Source organism: Coleofasciculus sp. E2-BRE-01, from assembly GCF_040221695.1.
Lineage (GTDB): Bacteria > Cyanobacteriota > Cyanobacteriia > Cyanobacteriales > Coleofasciculaceae > Coleofasciculus.
Genome location: NZ_JAVKEA010000185.1, coordinates 1 through 18,196, shown reverse-complemented (window position 1 = coordinate 18,196; position 18,196 = coordinate 1). Strand labels below are relative to the sequence as shown.

Below are 18,196 nucleotides of genomic sequence, written 5' to 3'. Positions count from 1 at the left end.
CGAGTTGATTGAATGGAAACCGTTGTTAGTTGATGCAAGTGAGTCGCCCCTACAACCTCATCCTTTAACTGCCCCAGCCGTAATTCCCTGCACAATACGACGCTGGAAGAACAGCACTAACAGAATTAGGGGGATTGTTCCCGCGACTGTCGCTGCCGCGATCGGCCCGTAAGGAATTTCAAAGACAGAGGTTCCGCCGATTTGAGCCACTGCTACTGGAATAGTTTTCATTTCATCTCGCGTAATAAAGGTTAAGGCAAAGATAAATTCATTCCAAGCAAAAATAAACGTTAGAATTCCCGTCGTTACCAGGGCAGGAATTGTCATCGGCAGAACAATTCGCAGCAGCATTTGCACGATATTGTATCCATCAACCTGGGCGGAATCTTCTAAATCTTTGGGAAGCTGTTGAAAGAAACTCCGCAGTACCAAGATAGTCAGCGGTAAGTTGATCCCGGTATAGGGAACAATTAGCGCAATATAGTTATTCCCCAAGCCTAAAAGTTTCACCACCTCTAGCAGTCCCAGAAACAGTAGCACGTAGGGAAAGAGACTGACAATAAGAACGCAGCCTAAAACAATCCGCTCTCCCGGAATTCGTAACCGTGCTAAGGCATAAGCAGCGGGCGCTCCAGCGATTAAACACAAGAATGTAGAGGTTAATGAAACAATGGCACTATTCAGGATATAACGCAAAAAGGGATAACGTTCAAATAGCTGTGTGTAGTGATTCCAAGTCAGTTGATCAGGCGAAGGAAAATAGACATTCGGAATTGTCGAAATCGCCTCATTTATCTTGAACGAGGTCAGCACTTGCCAAAGGGCTGGTGCGAGACAAAAGATTAGCGTTAATACCACACCAACCCAGAGCAGAATTTGCTTGGTATTGATTTTTGATTTGTTTTTGGATGATGATTGTTGAGCGATTGCCATGATTAATCTATTGGTCTCCTAAGACATTAATCCGGGTTTTTGAGAGCAAAAAGCCCACAATTGCCACGGCGAGAATTAGCAAGAGGAAGGTTACAACGACCAACGCTGCACCGTAACCAAAGTCCAGATAGCGTCTCACGGTGTCGTAAATATACAGTGAAATCATTTCCGTCGCATTCGCTGGACCGCCCCCTGTCATCACCAGCACGAGGTCAAAAATCCCGAAGGCTTGAGCAAATCGAAACAGAAGGGCAATTAAGATTTGGGGGGTCAGTAGGGGTAATGTAATTTGTACAAAACTCTGTACTGGAGACGCCCCATCAATTGCATGGGCTTCATAAAGATCCTTAGAAATTGATTGCAATCCTGCCAACAAAATGATCGCGAAAAAAGGTGTTGTTTTCCAGACATCAGCCGCAATTAATGCGATCATTGCCGGAATGGGTTCACCTAACCAGGTTATGGGATCAACGACGGGCAACAATCGCAAAATATCATTAGCAACACCAAACTGGTCATTAAAAATCCACGCCCAGGCTAACCCCATGACAGCGGTGGGTAATGCCCAGGGAATTAGGGCGGCAGTGCGAACTAAACCTCGCCCAAAAAAGGCTTGATTTAGCACCAAAGCAATTGCCATTCCCAACACTAATTCCAGGACAATTGAGGACACGGTAAACACCGTTGTGTGCCACATACTTTGCCAAAAGCGCCCATCACCCACTAGGCGTGCATAATTGTCAAAGCCAGTAAACTCTGCCTGTAACTCAGTCCCTAAATTTTGACTGAATAAACTTAACCAAAATGCTCGTCCAATGGGATAGGCAAACACCATGAGCAAGATAAGGATGGCAAGTAGGGTGAGTAACCAACCCGTTCGTATCTCTCGTTGCCGAATTGAAGCTTGTTTCATCGTAATTTTATCGACTTACAACGTGCCGTTCAACTAACGGCTGAACCTTAATCTCCTAAAAGTCTTCGCGTTTCCTGGGCGGCTCGATTCATCGCTTGTTCTGGCGTCATTGTTTGTGTAATCGCCGCACTGAGATAACGCTGTAAAATATCTGAGGCTTGAGCGTATTGGGCGATAGGAGGACGCAGAACCGCTTTTTCCAGGACTTCTAACATTTGGGGAAAGTAACTATATTTAGCCACCAGTTCAGAATCGGTATAGAGTGATTTGAGAGCCGGTGCATAGCCTGTTGCCAGACTAAACCGTTTTTGGACATCCGGACGGTTAAAGAATTCAATCACTTTCCAGGCTTCATCGGCGTGTTTTGTGGATTTAGAAATACCTAATCCCCATCCGCCTTGGCAAGCACCACTGCTATCGGCTGGTTGGTGTACCATCGGCTTAATCGCAAATTGACCCGCAATTTCTGAGTCGGCTGCTAATGGGTAAACGTAGGGCCAATTCCGTAAGAAAATAGCTTCACCTTCTTGGAATAGGCGGCGGGTTTCTTCTTCAGCGTAAGTGGTAACACCGGGAGGAGAAACCTCTTTTTCAATGGTATTCAGTAAAAATTCGACCGCTTGGATAGCTTCTGGCTGATCAAGTCCAACTTCTAGTGTGTCTGGATTTACCCAAAAGGCACCAAATCCTTCCAGGATTTCCACAAACATGGCAGATAAACCTTCGTATTGCTTTCCTTGCCATAAATATCCCCATTCAACTCCTGTTTGTTGTTGCAAGGCTTGAGAAATTTGCATGAGTTCGGCAAAGGTTTCGGGGGGTTCGTATCCACCCTGCTTTAATAAATCAGTACGGTAATAGAGCATACCCCCATCGGAACGCAAGGGCATCCGATATAATTCACCGTTATAGCGTCCTCCCTCTACATCCCCTTGCAGAAACTTCGATAATTGGTCTTGGGAAACTCGGTCAGATAGAGGCATTAACCATCCGGCGGCGGCAAATTTTGGTACCCAAACAATGTCTAGATAAACGAGATCATAAGGTGAATCACCGAGTAAGAACGCCGAGGTATAAAGGTCTTCTACCAGGTTAGTTTCGTTGGGTCCTTCCAGGATTTCTAGATTGATATTGGGATTTTGTTCTTCAAATTCATCGACAAATTCTTGCCACTGAGAGGCTTCTAGAGCGCTCATCAATACTTGAACCGTGACGGGTTGTTGCGTCAAGGCGGGGAGAATGAGAAATTGAATCGTGGCAATTGTGGCAATCAGTAAGATGAAAAAACGAGGAATTTTTTTGATTCTGAAGATGCCTCGTTTTAGTTTGCCCAATTGCTGACTAATGTTCATTGGATGCTCTGACAATTCAATAAGGTTCAATTCACTACTGTGCGATGAGGATGCTAAACTGTCTCTGACAGGATTGCTCTTGGCGCTGGTATTGGAGTCAACACACCATAGTGTATAAGCTTCAGCCTAATTGTAACCAACGCTTATGAAATACTTTACCTCATCGCTCGATTTGACGAGATCTCAATTAAGGTCAGGGCTGAATGTAAAGAAATGAAACTTAAGTTTATTTAAGTTAACATTTCTGGGCAGGCGATAAGGCGAGATCGGCTGTATCAGTGGATTTGAGGATGCAAAAGGATACTTGTAGCATATTTTGCGAACATAATTCATACCTCCATAGTTAGTTAACAGTTCTCAAACCCTATTGAATAAGTAGTTGTGCTTTTTTAGAATTGTACCAAACACATTAGCCCAAGCTGTAAATATTGATAGAATGACTGATTTTTCCCGATATTTTGCCAAGCTGACCTTAATTAATCCTATTTTGGGCATCACCTATCTTATCTTTGTGCAATTGTCTGTTGGCGTTCCTTATTCCTTGTTCCCTTTCCTCAAATTTGGATAGTCTAAAGAAGGGATAGTCTAACTGTTTGTTGCCAAATGTCACTAACCACAGCTAACCAGGGTGTTACTCACGATATCGCGAATCAGTCCACCATTCTAGAGGTAGCGGAGGCTTACTTACGCGAAATCGTTGCCCCTCGCACCTCAGAGATCGATCAGGATACGGAAGCATTACGCACCGCACTGAAAGGATTAGGCGATCGCAATCTGCTAGCGCTGAAGGTTCCCCAAGATTGGGGAGGTGCTGAGGTGAATCCTGTCACCTTCTTTCACTTCCAACAACACGTCTCTCGCTATTCCGGTGCGTTGGCTTTTCTGCAAACTCAACATCAGAGTGCAGGTGGATTTTTGGCAAAGAGTGACAATGAAGCCTTAAAGCAGCAGTATCTTCCCCGCATGGGGAGAGGTGAGGCGTTAGTGGGGGTAGGTTTCTCCCAACTGCGACGCACCGGGAATCCCCTAGTCAAGGCGACGCCTGTGGATGGGGGCTATCAGATTACTGGAAATGTCCCCTGGGTTACGGGTTTTGGCTTATTTGAGGATTTTGTGATTGGGGCGACATTACCCGATGGTCGGGAACTCTATGGTATTGTACCCTTTACGTCTACGGAACAAGGGGTTGGGAGTGCGATCGCGTTTAGTCAACCCATGGCGTTAGCAGCGATGAATTCAACCAATACAGTGTCTGCTAGTCTAACGGATTGGTTTTTACCTCACGAGTCAGTTTTATTCGTCAGAAAAGCCGGGGCGATTCACGAAACAGATCGAAAAAATGTATTAAATCATGGGTTCTTTGCCTTAGGCTGTGCTAAAGCCGGATTAGATATTGTGGCTGCCGTTTATCAACGCAAGCAATTAGGATTTATTCAAAACGCTTTTAATGCTCTCACCGCTGAAGTCTGCGACTGTGAAGCCGCAATGATCGCCGCATTATCAGCCAATTCTGCTGACACCGAGGATGGGGGAGATAGGGAAGATAGGGGAGATGAGGGCGGGTTTAGAAACATCCGGGTGACCACAAATGATAATAGTGAAACCCGCCCCTACATGGGGAAAAAACGTCCCCAATCCTTACAGCTAAGGGCGTGGGCAATTAACCTAGCAGGGCGGTGTACCAATGCGGCGGTAACAGTCTCCAGTGGTGCAGCCAATCTTCAATCCCACGCCGCCCAACGTGTCTATCGCGAAGCGGTGGTATTTACTGTTTCTGGGCAAACCACGGCGGTAATGGAAGCAACCTTGGCGCAGTTAGTCTACTCACCTCTCAATTAGGGGAGATGGGGTGATGGGGAGCAGGGGAAGATAGGAAATATAGGGAAGATGAGGGATTCATGTAGAGACGTGCCATGGCGTCTGTATGTAGGGGCGGGTTTATTAGGGACTAATATTGATTGTTATCCCCAGCTTGGCTACAAAACCCGCCCTGCTCAACTCGTAGAGACTCCTCCGGTGGAAGGTTCGGGAACTCCAATGGTAATGGTTGGGGGGGTTAACGCACTGGTACTGGTAGACCTAATCCTCGATTCTTATGTCAAACTAGATAAGTTCCAAAATCCAGTCCAAGGGACTCATCCTCAGGTTGAGGCAAGATCAGAATAGCTGTCTATAGTTCTGGGAACATTCAGACACGAGATTAACGTGATTGAAGTCGAAGTCCATTCCTCTCTACGTGCCTTTCTGCGAGAGCAAGGTCAACCCAACTGGCCCCACCATTTAACCATGGCGCGGCTGGTAGCGCGGGCTTTGCGCTTGGGGCGTTCTGCATTAATTCAAACGGGAAGTCCCCAAGAACCCTATCGTCTGAGTTACTTGGCACCTGCTTTAATCTGGCAGGAACCCGTGATTATTGTTGCACCTGTGTCAGTCCAAACGTGGCTGCTACAGGTTGAAATTCCCAGCTTGCAAGAATGGATGGGTACAAATAAGGCAATTCACGTTGGTGAAAGGTTCCCAGATGAGCATTTTCAAGGACTGCTAATTACCACTCCCGAAGCATGGTTGGCAGACCGTTTGGGAGACAAAAGGGCGTTTCCTCAAGGTATTCCCACCCTCATTGACCAAGCGGACGATTTAGACGACTGGGTACGCGATCAACTCAAGAGTACGATTCAGCCTCAACATTGGCATGACCTGATGTTAGCCCATCCGCAAAAGGCAGATTGGATTCGGGATCGGCGGGTGCGGCTAACCAAACGCTTATTTGAGCGTCCAACCAATCCTTATGATTGCTATCTGATAGAATCGGGCGCACAAGCTGTCATCCAGGAGTTGTTTGAGGTCTTACAATCGGCAAATGGTGGGGAGTCTGCCTATCTGCCACCCGCCTGGAAACAGTTTTGGCGGTGCTGGCAATCATCCAATCAGTTTACCTGGGCAGCGATTGAGCGATCGCAGGGTCAATTTTCCCTGTATTGTGAACCCACAGAAGTAGCAACATCCCTCAGCCGCATCTGGTCAGAACAACCGATAGTCTTAATTGGCGGGGCGCTAGATTTGGAGGCGTCGGCGGACGTTTACCGTCAACAACTGGGTTTAGGAGAGTTAACCTGCTTAAAATTCTCGCCTGACCGCCACAGCAAACTAATTCAGCTTTATTTACCCGATAGGCTACCGATGCCGAATACGCCCCGCTTCCGAAATGCCTTGTTTCAACAAGTGCGAACGCTTTTAGGGGCAAGTCATCAGGTGAAAACACCGATCGTCATCTTAGTCGGAGATGTCCCTCTGAAAAGTCAGTTAGGGGCAGTTTTAGCCGCTGAATTTGGGTCGCGAGTCCAGGTGGAAAAGACCCAGCTAGAGGAAAATGGTATTCTAGTTTGCGGTTGGGAATTCTGGCGCTCTCAGCAACAGTTTTTACCCTCTCCCCAACTGTTAATTATTGCCACGTTACCCCTACCCTCCCTAGAATACCCTTGGGTTGCAGGTCAAGTGGCGTACTACAAACAGCGACGGTTAGACTGGTTTCGCTTATATCTATTACCTGCGGCGTTGCGAGAATTACAACGGGCAGTTGCACCAGTGCGAGACTCTCAAGGGATTGTTGCCTTATTAGACAATCGGGTTAACCATCGCAGTTACGGCACTCAAGTGTTGTCAGCGTTGAGTCCCTTTGCCCAAATTAATTATGTGGATGAAGGGTGGTTTGAATGACATCCTTCTCAACTAACCCTCAACGGTTAGAGTTGGGATCTTCGCGCCGAATTCGATCAAGGATTCACATTATGTCTTGAACAAATGACCCCTTTTCTGTAATGCTTAAAATTTTAGGATAATAGCTGTGGCTTTTAAAATCGGTTTATTGGGACTGGGAACAGTTGGTACGGGAACAGCAAAAATTTTACAAGACCCCACGGGTCGAAATCCCCTGCTGCAAGCGATTGACATTCATCGAGTCGGCGTGCGATCGCTCGATAAACCGCGATCAGTGAAAGTGCCGCCTGAAGTGATGACGACGGACTTGGAGTCAATTGTCACTGACCCAGAGATTGATATTATCGTGGAATTACTAGGGGGATTAGAACCCGCGCGATCGCTAATCCTCAAAGCCATTTCCTACGGGAAGCATATCGTCACCGCCAATAAAGCCGTAATCGCCCGCTATGGGGCAGAAATCTTTACCGCCGCCGAAGAAAAAGGCGTCTATGTTCTCCTAGAAGCGGCGGTGGGCGGCGGTATCCCAGTGATTCAACCCCTGAAACAGTCCTTAGGGGTCAATCAAATTCACAGCATTACCGGGATTGTCAATGGGACAACCAATTACATTCTCACCCGCATGGAAAGCGAGGGCGGAGAATTTGCCGATATTCTGGCAGATGCCCAAAAATTAGGCTATGCCGAAGCTGATCCCACCGCCGATGTTGAAGGGTTAGACGCCGCTGATAAAATTGCTATCCTCGCCTCCTTAGCCTTTGCTGGACGGATTAAGTTAGAAGACGTTCACTGTGAAGGCATTCGCCAAGTCAGCGCCGCCGATATCGCCTACGCCCAGAACTTAGGCTTTGTGATTAAACTCCTGGCGGTAGCCAAGCGAGAGGCGAGGGTTGCCACCAGTGAACCCGAATCCGAAATGCTACAGATTCGGGTTCACCCGACTCTCGTCCCCCAAGCCCATCCCCTGGCGAGTATTCATGGGGTTTACAACGCGATTTTGGTGGAAGGGGAACCCTTGGGACAAGTGATGTTCTTTGGTCCCGGTGCTGGTTCAGGGCCCACGGCGAGTGCGGTGGTATCGGATATTCTGAATATTGCGGCGGTGTTGAAAACGGCGGGAGAAACCCATCACCTGCATCCTTTATTAAGTTGTGTGCATCAGCACTATTGCAGCATCGCCCCAATTTCAGAATTAGTCACTCGATTTTATGCCCGGATTATGACCAAAGACCGACCCAGTGTGATTGGTCATCTGGGGATTAGCTTTGGTAATCATGGGGTGAGTTTAGAGTCAGTGGTACAAATTGGCTTCCAGAACGAGTTAGCCGAAATTGTGGTTGTCACCCATGATGTCCGGGAAGGAAACTTCCGCAAAGCCTTAGCCGAAATTCAGGCGTTAGAAGCGGTTGATAGTATTCCCAGTATTTTAAGAGTGCTGTAGTGCAGTGGGCGTGGAAATACTGGGGGAGTTGGGGGAGTAATGATACATTTTCTCTGATAGTGGTGCAATGGTTTGAAGTTTCAGAAAATATGATATCGGGACATAAAACCCAATGTAGGGGCGGGTTTAGGGACAAAATTAATGGAGCCACCAATCACCTTTCTACAAAACCCGCCCTGCCCCAATCTTTCACCTAACCAATCCCCTAAAGTCCCAATTTTGACATTTTTTTAGTGCGATCGCGGTTGAGAATAAGGTGGGTTTGGTTGTCCAGTTTGGGATTAATCGATTGTATTTCGGTGGGGAAATGGGCGGGTTTTATTGTTCCGTTATCGGCGGGGAGGGCGGGTTTCGTTGTTCCGTTAGTGGTGAAGAGGGCGGGTTTTGTTGTTCCGTTATCGGTGAGGAGGGCGGGTTTTGTTGTTCCGTTATCGGTGAGGAGGGCGGGTTTTGTTGCTCCGTTAGTGGTGAGGAGGGCGGGTTTTGTTGCTCCGTTAGTGGTGAGGAGGGCGGGTTTTGTTGTTCCGTTATTGGTGGATAATTGTCTTTAGTCGCTAAACCCGCCCCTACAATTGATTCCCTAAACCCGCCCCTACAATTGTCCCTAAACCCGTTCCTACAATTGATTCCCTAAACCCGCCCCTACATCTAATTTCTCTGCCCCAAATACCTTGGCAAATAAATTACGCAAATTTATTTTTTTGTCCAAAGTCCAATGTTTTATGAATAAATCTCGCCCGTGGCAAACCTTAGACCGTTTCGTGGAAATCCGTTCCCCATGGCTTACTCTAATCGGTGAACGCCTACAAGATGACCAAGGGCAAATTCTTGACTATTGGCGAGTCGAAAAAGCCGATTCAGTTGTCATCGTCACGATTCAGGCGGGTAAATTTCTGCTTCCTGCACCAACCTATCGCCCTGGTGTCGGAGAAGCGACGCTGGATTTTCCCGGTGGACGAGTCAATCCTGAACAAACCCCCATCGCCGCCGTTCCCGGAATCGTAAGCCGGGAATTAGGAGTCTCTGAAGACGCGATCGCAAACCTAACTCCTCTCAATTCTACAGGCTGGGCAATCAATAGCTCCTTCTCGAACCAATCTCTCTATGGTTTCGTTGCTGAACTTGACCCCACAGTCGCCGTAAACTCTAACCGAATCGGCATCACCTACCCCACCACATCCGCTGGGATTCACTCCCTCCTGCAAGAGTTAACCTGTCTCCAGTGTCACGCTGTATTGCTAGAGTGGCAGAGTCAGAGAATTATCGCTGAAGGATGAACCATGAACGATAGAATATGAACTGTTTGTCATCAGCGATTTATCAATGAGTGCTTCTCCTCAACTTCTCCCCCATGAGCATACTTTATCGTTAAAGACGGAAGTCCTTGCCGATGTTTTAATCAATGTAGAAAATATTCTAATTATCCAAGATTTAGATGGCGTCTGTATGGGACTGGTGAAAGACCCATTAACGCGAGTGATTGACCGAAACTATGTCAAAGCAACCCAGGCGTTTGATGGTCATTTTTATGTCCTGACTAACGGAGAACATATTGGAGAAAGAGGAGTCAATGGTATTATTGAACGCGCCTTTGGCAATCCGGCTGAGGTTAAGGCAAAGGGGCTATATCTCCCTGGTCTAGCAGGTGGCGGTGTGCAATGGCAAGATCGCAAAGGGAATGTCTCTCATCCTGGTGTCAGTGAAGCAGAATTAGAATTTTTAGCCGAAGTTCCGCAGACAATTAAACGACGGTTACGCCGCTTTTTTGAGCAAAGGAGTGCTGCCGCAGAAATTGACAAGTTGGAGAACTGTATTCAGGCTTCTGTTTTGGAAAATAAGGCTTCCCCTAGTGCCAATCTGAATACCTTTTATGAACAACTGCGCCAATACCCGCAAATTTATATGGACTTGCAAAAAGATATGCAAAATCTGATGCAAGAACTGTTACAAGAGGCACAACTTAAAGGGTTAGGCGATTCGTTTTTTGTTCATTATGCTCCCAACTTAGGCAGAGATTTAAACGGACAAGAACTCTTACGCCCAGCACAAGCGCAGGATTCGGGAACCACTGATTTTCAGTTTATGCTGCAAGGGGCGATTAAAGAGGCGGGTGTGTTAGCGATTTTAAATCGTTATTACTTTCAACGGACGGGTTCCTATCCCTTAGGGAAAGACTTTAATGTGCGACAAGCGCCCAAAACCCTAGAGGAATTACTGGCGTTAGTTAAAGCGAATTTCGACCCGAAAGAAATGCCGCTGATGATTGGCGTCGGAGATACGGTAAATAGCTCGGTGGAAGAGGTACAGGGGAAACTGACGGTTCGACGAGGCGGGAGCGATCGCAACTTTTTACAACTGATTCAAACGATTGGTCGTGAGTTGGATACAGGCAATATTATTGTCTATATTGATAGTAGCCAAGGTGAAGTCAAAAATCGAAAACCGGTGAAAATTGGTCAGCATGAAACCTCTGGCGATGAAATTGTTGTACTCGAAGGTCCCGGTGATATTCGTGATGTCGATGAGCCTTTAAGCTTAAACTTTATCTTTCACAAAGGTCATCAACAATACAGTCAATTTTTTCAAACGGCGGCGCGAGAAAGAGAAGCAAGTAATCACCGATAGGATAAGCACGCCACCAACCCAAACATTAAGACAGTAGGGGTGCATAGACGTGCGCCCCTTCAGGGGTGACTACGCATACAACGGAATGAGCGATCGCATCTCTTCGTTTAGGCAAATGCGATCGCGCTCCTATTCAACCCAACTGCTCACGCCCAATTTGTTTTAACTCTTGCTCGTAAGATTGGTAATCTCCCAGGTATGCCTGCATCAGACACTTCCACAGCCTGCCGTGATTGGGGATTTGTAGGTGTAGGAGTTCGTGGACAATGGCGTAATCTTGCAGGTGAGGGGGTAACTCCAATAAGGAGGTATCGAAAGTTAAGCGTCCAGCAGAGGAACAGGATGCCCATTTATTTCGCATTGAGCGAAACATAATCGACTGGACTTGAACATCAAGCTTTTCTGCCCACTGCCAGACTTTGGTTTTAAATGTAGCTTTGTCTTTAGAGGTCATAGGCTTGGCTCAGGAGCCTAAAAAGTTGATCGACAACGGCTGTTACTTGATCTAAGTCATCCATTTCAGCATAAATGGCAAAAGTGACTTCTTGTCTTAATTCGCGTAATTCTGCCTCGCTGGTGCGCCAGTTGGGATGCTCGATGAAGGCTTGTTTTATCTGATGACTAACAGAGTCAGGGTCGCTCATTCCGGCATCTTCAAGGGTTTGATAGACAAAGTAAGTGAGGCTATCGAACCCTCGTTCAGCCTGTTCTTTTTTACGCTGTTCGTTATACTTGATTTCTTGCAGCAGAAGGTCTAACGTGTCTTGGGTGTTGGTTTGGCGGTTCTCAAAGTTATCTTGAATAGATTTCGCCCGTTCTGCCATTGCCACGAGAAAAGGATCATCGCTGTTGTCTTCAGCAGTCTTTTCGATGCTCTTGATCAGGTTAATAACTTTAGTGGTGGCTCCTGTGGGTTTATTTTGAATTGCTTCCAGGGTTTGGGTGTTGATTTCAACAAAATCAGTGATGGCTGCGATCGCGGTTGTGCCAATATGTTTTTGTACCAGTTCGTCGGTCTTGCGTTGTACGGCTTTATCGACGTAAACCCGCTTGGTATAGGCTTGGCGAACCAGGTTATAGATAGAGGACAGGGTGGTGTAGGGGTCGATATAGGGACGCAAGAAGGCATCGGGTGAGATAATTTCATAGAGCATCTCTAGCTCTTTATAGGCTTTAAAAAAGGCTTTCCGGCGCTCTTGGTCACGGAAATGGTTTATGATGTTATCTACGTCTTTATCGTTAAAGTTGTGTTGGATTAAATCTAAGTAAGTCGGGGCTTGCTCCTCCATTTTATTCTTAAATAGAGTTTTGAGCAGTTTTAGGTCTTTGACAATCGCGTTAATTTCTTTACTATCAAAGGCAAGCGCTCTTTCTAATTTATCGAAGATACCAACGAAATCCAAGACAAAGCCGTGGGGTTTGAGCATATCGTGATCTTCGTTTTCATAGGGACGGTTAACACGGGCGATTGCCTGGAGTAAGGTATGATCTCGCATGGGCTTATCGAGATACATGGCATAGAGCAGAGGTGCATCAAACCCTGTGAGGAGTTTCTCTGTAACGATCAGGATTTTGGGATATTCCCCAAATTTAGCGAAATTTTCACGGAGTTGTTTTTCCGTTTTGCCGTCGATGTGGTGGGCTTTAAGTTCTGGCGTGTCGTTGTTGTTTCCGGTGTAGACAACGGCGGAATAGTCGGGGGGTAAGTAGCGATCTAGGGCTTGTTTATATTTAGCGCAAGCCGGACGATCTACAGCTACCATAAAGGCTTTATAGCCCAAGGGCTCAACGTTTTGAGTATAATGTTCAGCGACATATTTGGCAACAGAATCAACTCGTTGATCCCCTTTGAGGAAGTTCTTCAGGTTGACGGCGCGATCGAGGATTTTATTGAGTTCGGCAATATCATTAATGCCTTCGGTTTCGGCTAGGTTGAGAAATTCCTCGTCCATAACTTGAGCCGGGACAAGCATCTCATTGGGAGCAATGTTGTAGTAGAGGGGGAGGGTGGTTTTGTCCTCGATACTTTCGGCAATCGAATATTTATGGAGATATCCATCATCGTCTTCGATACCAAAGGTTTTAAACGTACCTTTACCGTAGCTGGTTTGGTCGATGGGTGTACCCGTGAAGCCCACAAAGGTAGCGTTAGGTAGTCCCGCCATGAGGTAGTTCCCTAAGTCCCCGCCAGTGGTGCGGTGTGCCTCGTCAATGAGGATGTAGATATTAGAACGGGTGTTGATGTTTTTTGGCATCCCTCGAAATTTTTGGATCGTAGAGACAATGATGCCCCGATAGTCATTTTCGAGGAGTTCAATTATAGTAGAAATGCGGTTGGCGTGGCGAACGTTATTAAGTCCTAAACTCTTGAGGTTACGAAGCAGTTGATCTTCGAGTTCGTTACGATCAATCATTAGCAGAATCGTCGGCTTGTTGCTCTCTGGGGCTTTAAAAATCATTTCTGCTGTTTTGATCATCGTGAAGGTTTTACCGCTTCCTTGAGTGTGCCAGACGAGTCCCCTACGGCGTTGGGAGTCGTGACACCGTTGAATCACTTTCTCGACGGCTATGGTTTGGTGTTGGCGGAGGATGTACTTGTTGAGGGCTTCGTCTTTTTCGGCAAAGAGAATGTAATTTTGCAGGAGTTTGAGCAGATAGAGGGGTTGACAGAAACTCTTGATTTTCGCTTCCAGGTTGCCGATTTCTTCGTCTTTCCAGTTGAAGAGATTTCGCCGTACCAGATTCCAGGTGACTCCGTAGGAAAAGCCGATGGATTCGGTGGCGGTAAAAATCATCTGGGGAACGAATAACTCTGGGGTTTCGTTGTGGTAACGGCGGATTTGATCAATACCTAAAGCGATCGCTTCATTTTTGGTGGCGTTTTTACATTCGATGACGAGGATAGGGATACCGTTGATGAGAAAGACAATATCTTCCCTTATGCCATGTTTACCGTTATGGACAGAATATTCTTCCGTGACTTCGTAGACGTTTTTGGTCAGACTCAGATCACTGTAGTCGATGAGTGTTAGGTCAAGTTCCCGATTTTCGGGTGCATAGAAGTATTTGCCTGTGTTGCGGAGATAGTCGAGAAAGTCCCGATTACCATAAATGCTGGTTGGGAAGTTACTCAGTTGGGAAATGAGTACCCCTTGGGGTTCGGTATAGTGGGGGTTAAATTCTCTAACTTTTTGATAGAGGAGATCGTCAAAGTAGAGGGAGGCTTGTTGGGCTTTCTCCTGAATGTTGCCACTGGAGCGATTAAAACCTCGCCTAGTTTCAGCTTCAGCTTGAGGAACGAATGTCCAACCTATTTCTTGAGCATAGGTGAGGATTCGGGATTGGACGGTTTTATGTTCTCCAGGTTTAGGCATGATTGGAATATGAAGATAGTTTACTTTTGAGTAGTGCGGTAAGTCTGATCAGGGGCATTCGGTTTGTCAGGAATGGTGTATTCCAGCAACCCCTCATCAACTAAGGGCTTTATATAATTTTCTAACAAATATTTCCGTTGCCGTTTTACCAAAGATGCAAGTTCAGAAGAGGAGCGATTTTGGTGTTTGCATAACTCAAGAATTAACGCTTTGATTTCTTCCGGTGCAGTTCGTTTACCTATCTTTGCCAATCGGTTTTCAACAGATTCTTCTTTTACAGGAGGAAACAACTCAAGAGCAAGCTGCTCAGGTGGGAGTGTACTACTATCCTGATTAGAGGTTGAGGGGTGTCCTGATAAGCTGTCCTGATTAGATGTACTACTATCCTGATTAGGCTGTGGAGACTGTCCTGATAAGTTGTCCTGACTAGGTTGTGGAGACTGTCCTGATAAGCTGCCCTGATTAGATGTACTACTATCCTGATTAAGCTGTTCTGACTCTGATTGCTCTGTAGATTGGAACTTAGAGCTAAGGGTGTAATATGTAGCTGAACTCTTGCCATGAGATCTAAGCAAACCACTATCTCTCAGTCGCTTTAGGCTTTGACTTGCTGTAAGCGTGTCAACATCATTGATGAGGCGACAGATAGCATTGTTGATTGTTCCTTTCTCCCTGAGAACAACGAGCATTTTCGCTTCTTCATCTGTTAGATTATATTCCTTAAACTGTTTTAGCCATTGCAAGGCTTCGTCATCAAAGAGGTTATGGGAGAAGAGGGTAACTTGGAATCTGTCGCGATTACGATCAGGGTCAAATTCTGGGAGGCTTAGATTGGCTTCTAGCATGGCTTCTAGCATTACACGAATCCCTGAGCCTTTGGTTTCAGCGAATCCTGTTTCATGAAGCACTGCTGCGATCGCGTCATTCCGAATCACCGATCCAGGCTCCCCTAATGTTTCTCGGTTAAGGGGTTTCAGGGAATAACCAGGATTACGAATTTCGAGACGGTTAGAATATTTGATGATCTGAATTGGGCTACGCTGGCTATAATCTCGGTGCATCACAGCATTAACAATTGCCTCTCGAATCACTTTCCGAGGAATCAAAGGAATGTCACTGCGTTGATCGCTGTCCTCAGCTAATCCAAAGCGTGTCGGTAAGTCGTTGAGAACATTCGTCACCAGTCGCGGAATTGCCAGCAGTAATGGCTCACGAATCTCAATGGTTTGATATCTGTCCTCATAATTGGTAATCCACTCGTTTCCTTCAATGAGAATGTAATCCACACGATGCAGAGGACAGTAACGCCGAAGCGCGATCGCGTTGCCAAAAAGGATTAATCCAGCAATGGTAGGACAATAGCTATCTTGTTGTTTAGTGATGACATTAAGGGCATAGAGTAGATCTATATCCGAAAAGGCTAATTCTGGTGCATTGGGTTTAATTTTGGCTCTGGCTTGTCTGTAAGCGTTGATGGCTTGGGGGTCTAGGTCATCTAAGGTGGCTTCTGGGATGGGGGTTGTATCGTAGCTAGAGGAAGCATTTTCTCGATAAAGTTTTTGCAGGTCACTATCGGTGCAACGTTGGTCTGTGGAGGAAATACGCCGATATGCGCCTTTGGGTAGTCCTGTACTCTCGATATAAACAGGTTTTTCTGTCGGTTGAGCTTCAGGAATATAAACGACTAAAACTGTTTTGTTGTCTTTGGTAGCAGGTTTAATCTCAGGACGAATGGTGATGTTGAATTTTTGGTAACAATGGCTTGTCAAGTCTCTCTGGATTTTATCGATATCTTCTATTCCTTCGATTTCATATTGGTTACTGTCACTATCCTCTGAAGCTTTAATCCCCAAGATTAAATATCCGCCTCCTAATCCTGGCTCGTTGGAAAATGCACTAATTGTTTGCCAGCAACTTTTACCTACTTCTGAGCCTTTTTTAACTTCAATCTGAACACTTTCATCTTGAGTAGTAAGGAGTTCCCAGAGTTCATCAAACGAGTGCATCTTGTTTTCCTCCCTGAAGTTCGAGGTTGAGGGCGGAAAGGTCAAGGTCATCGACTCGGATTTGGGCGGTCATGAGTTGATGGAGAAGGGTTTGGAATAGGTCTTGTAATGTCCTAAGACGTATTTTATGTTGACCTTCCTTAGAGTCAAATAGATTAGCTATTTGAGTAATTGCTTCTTGTTCTTGGATTGATGGCATAGGAAGATCGGCAGGTTCAATATCTTTCTTATTTAGTTGAGGTAAGCAACCTGGATCTGTGAATTTAGTAAGATCGATTCTCAAAAAATAGTTATATAAAAACTGAGGAAGGAACTCCTGACCAGGAATTACCGCTATAAGATTGGGATCGAGAATTGCTTTCTCTCCTAATAAACGCTTCTTATTTGTTGCTATCGCAGCTCCTCGTTTCGGGAAGATAATAGCACCAGGAGAAATACACTTGTTAAAATTAAACTTAGATGGATCTGGATAAAATTCAAGATTAGCAGTATTGATTTCTCGCTGGTTACTTTCGGTGTTCATGTCAGAAACCTTAATTGCAAGAACACGCGGAAAAGATTTGTTTGTTGTACCTAAAATGCTAACTTTTTTGAATGATAATGAACTACTTTTGACTTTGCAAAACTTACCTAACTTAACAACATCCCAACTTTCAGGAATAAGACCAATTTCGGTCATCTTCTGCGGTTCGCCACGAGTGCCTTCTGTAAAGAGCTTTTGCATCGTGGCTTTTTTGAGTTCGGTGGTAGTGCTGATAAGTTGCTCTTGTTGGCGAATTGCCTCCTGCACCAGCGATAACACCCCTACAATTTTTTGCTGTTCTTCTAGGGGTGGGAGGGTAACTTCAAAGTTTTTTAAGATTCCGAGTGTCAGATACTTAGTAGACGTTCCTATCGAAAAAATTCTAAGACGCTCTAAATTTAGAGTAAGAGCCAATAACAAGAAGTCATAAGACACTAAATTCTTGTTTTTGATTTGTATGACATAAGTTCTTTGATAAGCATTAAATTTGCCATTATAGTATTTTACTGAATAAATACCTTTTGCATTATTACCTGATAGTAAAATAGCTTCTTTATCAAAAGCATATTTGTCGATTTTAAATGTTTCTTGGGAACAGGTGAAGAAAGGATATTTGCCATCCTTCTTAGCTGCATTCGCATTAAGCTTTCCAGTCTCAAAATCTACTATATTTTCTAATTTTTCAGATTCCCAAGTCATAATACGATTTCGGCTTGTTACGATTGTTAAAATTACTTTAAGCCTTTCACCATGCCCTTTGATGGAATAAGCCTTCCTAAAAACTGCAATTACTTATTTCTACCGAAACTGTCCTAAAAACTGCATTAAAACTTTATTAGTTTCTTCTGCTTCCTTCTCCAACGCCTCCAACTCCTCTAAAATCTCCCCAATGGGTCGATACTCCTGTGCTTCCGCCACATGAATATAACGGGAAGGCGAAATATTATAGTCATTCCGAACAATCTCATCCTTCGAGACAATCCGACTAAATTTATCTTCCTCCCGCCAACTCAAAAACGTGCTGACAATCCGCTCAACTCCCTCATCAGGAATATAGTTCTTTGGATCGCCCTTCGCGAACACCAAACTCGCATTAATCAAAAACAGCTTATCCTTCTTCTCCTCTGGTTTAGCCTGATTCAGAAACAACAAAATACCAGGAGCAGTCGTATTTGGACTTTGGACAAAAAAACTAAATTTGCGTAAATGTTACGCAAATGTAGTTTGAAGTTAATTAAGAGGAATTAATTTAACTATGACCGAAAAGTTTTACTCGTCTTTAACTCCCTCATTTTCCCCAGAGATATCCGGC

Annotated in this window: 14 protein-coding genes and 1 pseudogene; 7 read left to right on the top strand and 8 right to left on the bottom strand. The window is 45.4% G+C overall.

Annotated elements, in window-relative coordinates; all coding sequences use genetic code 11:
* Positions 1 to 57 precede the first annotated feature (57 nt).
* From RIG66_RS22630 to RIG66_RS22620, 3 genes are read right to left on the bottom strand one after another with little or no spacing between them, the layout of a single operon-like run.
* Positions 58 to 933: a carbohydrate ABC transporter permease gene (locus RIG66_RS22630; RefSeq protein ID WP_446380978.1), complete on the bottom strand. Its 876-nt coding sequence runs from the start codon at positions 931 to 933 to the stop codon at positions 58 to 60.
* A 7-nt stretch (positions 934 to 940) separates the two neighbouring features.
* On the bottom strand, positions 941 to 1,846 hold the full coding sequence (locus RIG66_RS22625) for a carbohydrate ABC transporter permease (RefSeq protein WP_446380977.1): 906 nt from the start codon (positions 1,844 to 1,846) through the stop codon (positions 941 to 943).
* A 47-nt stretch (positions 1,847 to 1,893) separates the two neighbouring features.
* A complete protein-coding gene (locus tag RIG66_RS22620) occupies positions 1,894 to 3,198 on the bottom strand; it encodes an ABC transporter substrate-binding protein (protein WP_446380976.1) in 1,305 nt (434 codons plus the stop codon).
* Between the two features lie 603 nt (positions 3,199 to 3,801).
* Between RIG66_RS22620 and RIG66_RS22615 the strand changes: the two genes are divergently transcribed.
* The 7 genes from RIG66_RS22615 (at position 3,802) to stpA (ending at position 10,981) form a co-directional block, all read left to right on the top strand.
* Positions 3,802 to 5,037: an acyl-CoA dehydrogenase family protein gene (locus tag RIG66_RS22615; protein WP_446380975.1), complete on the top strand. Its 1,236-nt coding sequence runs from the start codon at positions 3,802 to 3,804 to the stop codon at positions 5,035 to 5,037.
* A gap of 48 nt (positions 5,038 to 5,085) precedes the next feature.
* Positions 5,086 to 5,364: a hypothetical protein gene (locus tag RIG66_RS22610; protein ID WP_446380974.1), complete on the top strand. Its 279-nt coding sequence runs from the start codon at positions 5,086 to 5,088 to the stop codon at positions 5,362 to 5,364.
* A gap of 39 nt (positions 5,365 to 5,403) precedes the next feature.
* Positions 5,404 to 6,915, top strand: a complete 1,512-nt coding sequence (locus RIG66_RS22605) for an ATP-dependent DNA helicase (protein WP_446380973.1) — start codon at positions 5,404 to 5,406, stop codon at positions 6,913 to 6,915.
* 127 nt (positions 6,916 to 7,042) lie between these two features.
* Positions 7,043 to 8,356, top strand: coding sequence for a homoserine dehydrogenase (locus RIG66_RS22600; RefSeq protein ID WP_446380972.1), 1,314 nt, complete (start codon positions 7,043 to 7,045; stop codon positions 8,354 to 8,356).
* Positions 8,357 to 8,622: 266 nt separating this feature from the next.
* Positions 8,623 to 8,907 (top strand): hypothetical protein, encoded by a 285-nt coding sequence (locus RIG66_RS22595; RefSeq protein ID WP_446380971.1) that lies wholly within the window; start codon positions 8,623 to 8,625, stop codon positions 8,905 to 8,907.
* A 171-nt stretch (positions 8,908 to 9,078) separates the two neighbouring features.
* Entirely contained in the window at positions 9,079 to 9,633 is a 555-nt protein-coding gene (locus RIG66_RS22590; protein WP_446380970.1) for an NUDIX hydrolase, read from the top strand.
* 46 nt (positions 9,634 to 9,679) lie between these two features.
* Positions 9,680 to 10,981, top strand: coding sequence for a glucosylglycerol 3-phosphatase (gene stpA, locus RIG66_RS22585; protein WP_446380969.1), 1,302 nt, complete (start codon positions 9,680 to 9,682; stop codon positions 10,979 to 10,981).
* 133 nt (positions 10,982 to 11,114) lie between these two features.
* On the opposite strand, the gene RIG66_RS22580 is transcribed toward stpA, so the two are convergent.
* The 5 genes and pseudogenes from RIG66_RS22580 to RIG66_RS22560 form a co-directional block, all read right to left on the bottom strand.
* Entirely contained in the window at positions 11,115 to 11,435 is a 321-nt protein-coding gene (locus RIG66_RS22580) for a M48 metallopeptidase family protein (protein ID WP_446380968.1), read from the bottom strand.
* The gene (locus tag RIG66_RS22575; protein WP_446380967.1) at positions 11,425 to 14,355 is read right to left on the bottom strand and encodes a type I restriction endonuclease subunit R; all 2,931 of its coding nucleotides are present in this window, start codon (positions 14,353 to 14,355) and stop codon (positions 11,425 to 11,427) included. The genes RIG66_RS22580 and RIG66_RS22575 overlap by 11 nt, the downstream gene beginning before the upstream one ends.
* 20 nt (positions 14,356 to 14,375) lie before the next feature.
* Positions 14,376 to 16,361, bottom strand: a complete 1,986-nt coding sequence (locus RIG66_RS22570; protein WP_446380966.1) for an ATP-binding protein — start codon at positions 16,359 to 16,361, stop codon at positions 14,376 to 14,378.
* Positions 16,348 to 17,583, bottom strand: a complete 1,236-nt coding sequence (locus RIG66_RS22565) for a restriction endonuclease subunit S (RefSeq protein WP_446380965.1) — start codon at positions 17,581 to 17,583, stop codon at positions 16,348 to 16,350. The genes RIG66_RS22570 and RIG66_RS22565 overlap by 14 nt, the downstream gene beginning before the upstream one ends.
* 99 nt (positions 17,584 to 17,682) lie before the next feature.
* Positions 17,683 to 18,045: pseudogene (locus RIG66_RS22560) on the bottom strand (N-6 DNA methylase); the annotation flags it as partial.
* Positions 18,046 to 18,196 lie beyond the last annotated feature (151 nt).

Coding starts and splice junctions, on each gene's coding strand:
- RIG66_RS22590 (WP_446380970.1), top strand. CDS start 9,079: ATGAATAAATCTCGCCCGTGGCAAACCTTAGACCGTTTCGTGGAAATC.
- stpA (WP_446380969.1), top strand. CDS start 9,680: ATGAGTGCTTCTCCTCAACTTCTCCCCCATGAGCATACTTTATCGTTA.
- RIG66_RS22630 (WP_446380978.1), bottom strand. CDS start 933: ATGGCAATCGCTCAACAATCATCATCCAAAAACAAATCAAAAATCAAT.
- RIG66_RS22620 (WP_446380976.1), bottom strand. CDS start 3,198: ATGAACATTAGTCAGCAATTGGGCAAACTAAAACGAGGCATCTTCAGA.
- RIG66_RS22570 (WP_446380966.1), bottom strand. CDS start 16,361: ATGCACTCGTTTGATGAACTCTGGGAACTCCTTACTACTCAAGATGAA.
- RIG66_RS22610 (WP_446380974.1), top strand. CDS start 5,086: ATGAGGGATTCATGTAGAGACGTGCCATGGCGTCTGTATGTAGGGGCG.
- RIG66_RS22565 (WP_446380965.1), bottom strand. CDS start 17,583: ATGACTTGGGAATCTGAAAAATTAGAAAATATAGTAGATTTTGAGACT.
- RIG66_RS22575 (WP_446380967.1), bottom strand. CDS start 14,355: ATGCCTAAACCTGGAGAACATAAAACCGTCCAATCCCGAATCCTCACC.
- RIG66_RS22615 (WP_446380975.1), top strand. CDS start 3,802: ATGTCACTAACCACAGCTAACCAGGGTGTTACTCACGATATCGCGAAT.
- RIG66_RS22580 (WP_446380968.1), bottom strand. CDS start 11,435: ATGACCTCTAAAGACAAAGCTACATTTAAAACCAAAGTCTGGCAGTGG.
- RIG66_RS22625 (WP_446380977.1), bottom strand. CDS start 1,846: ATGAAACAAGCTTCAATTCGGCAACGAGAGATACGAACGGGTTGGTTA.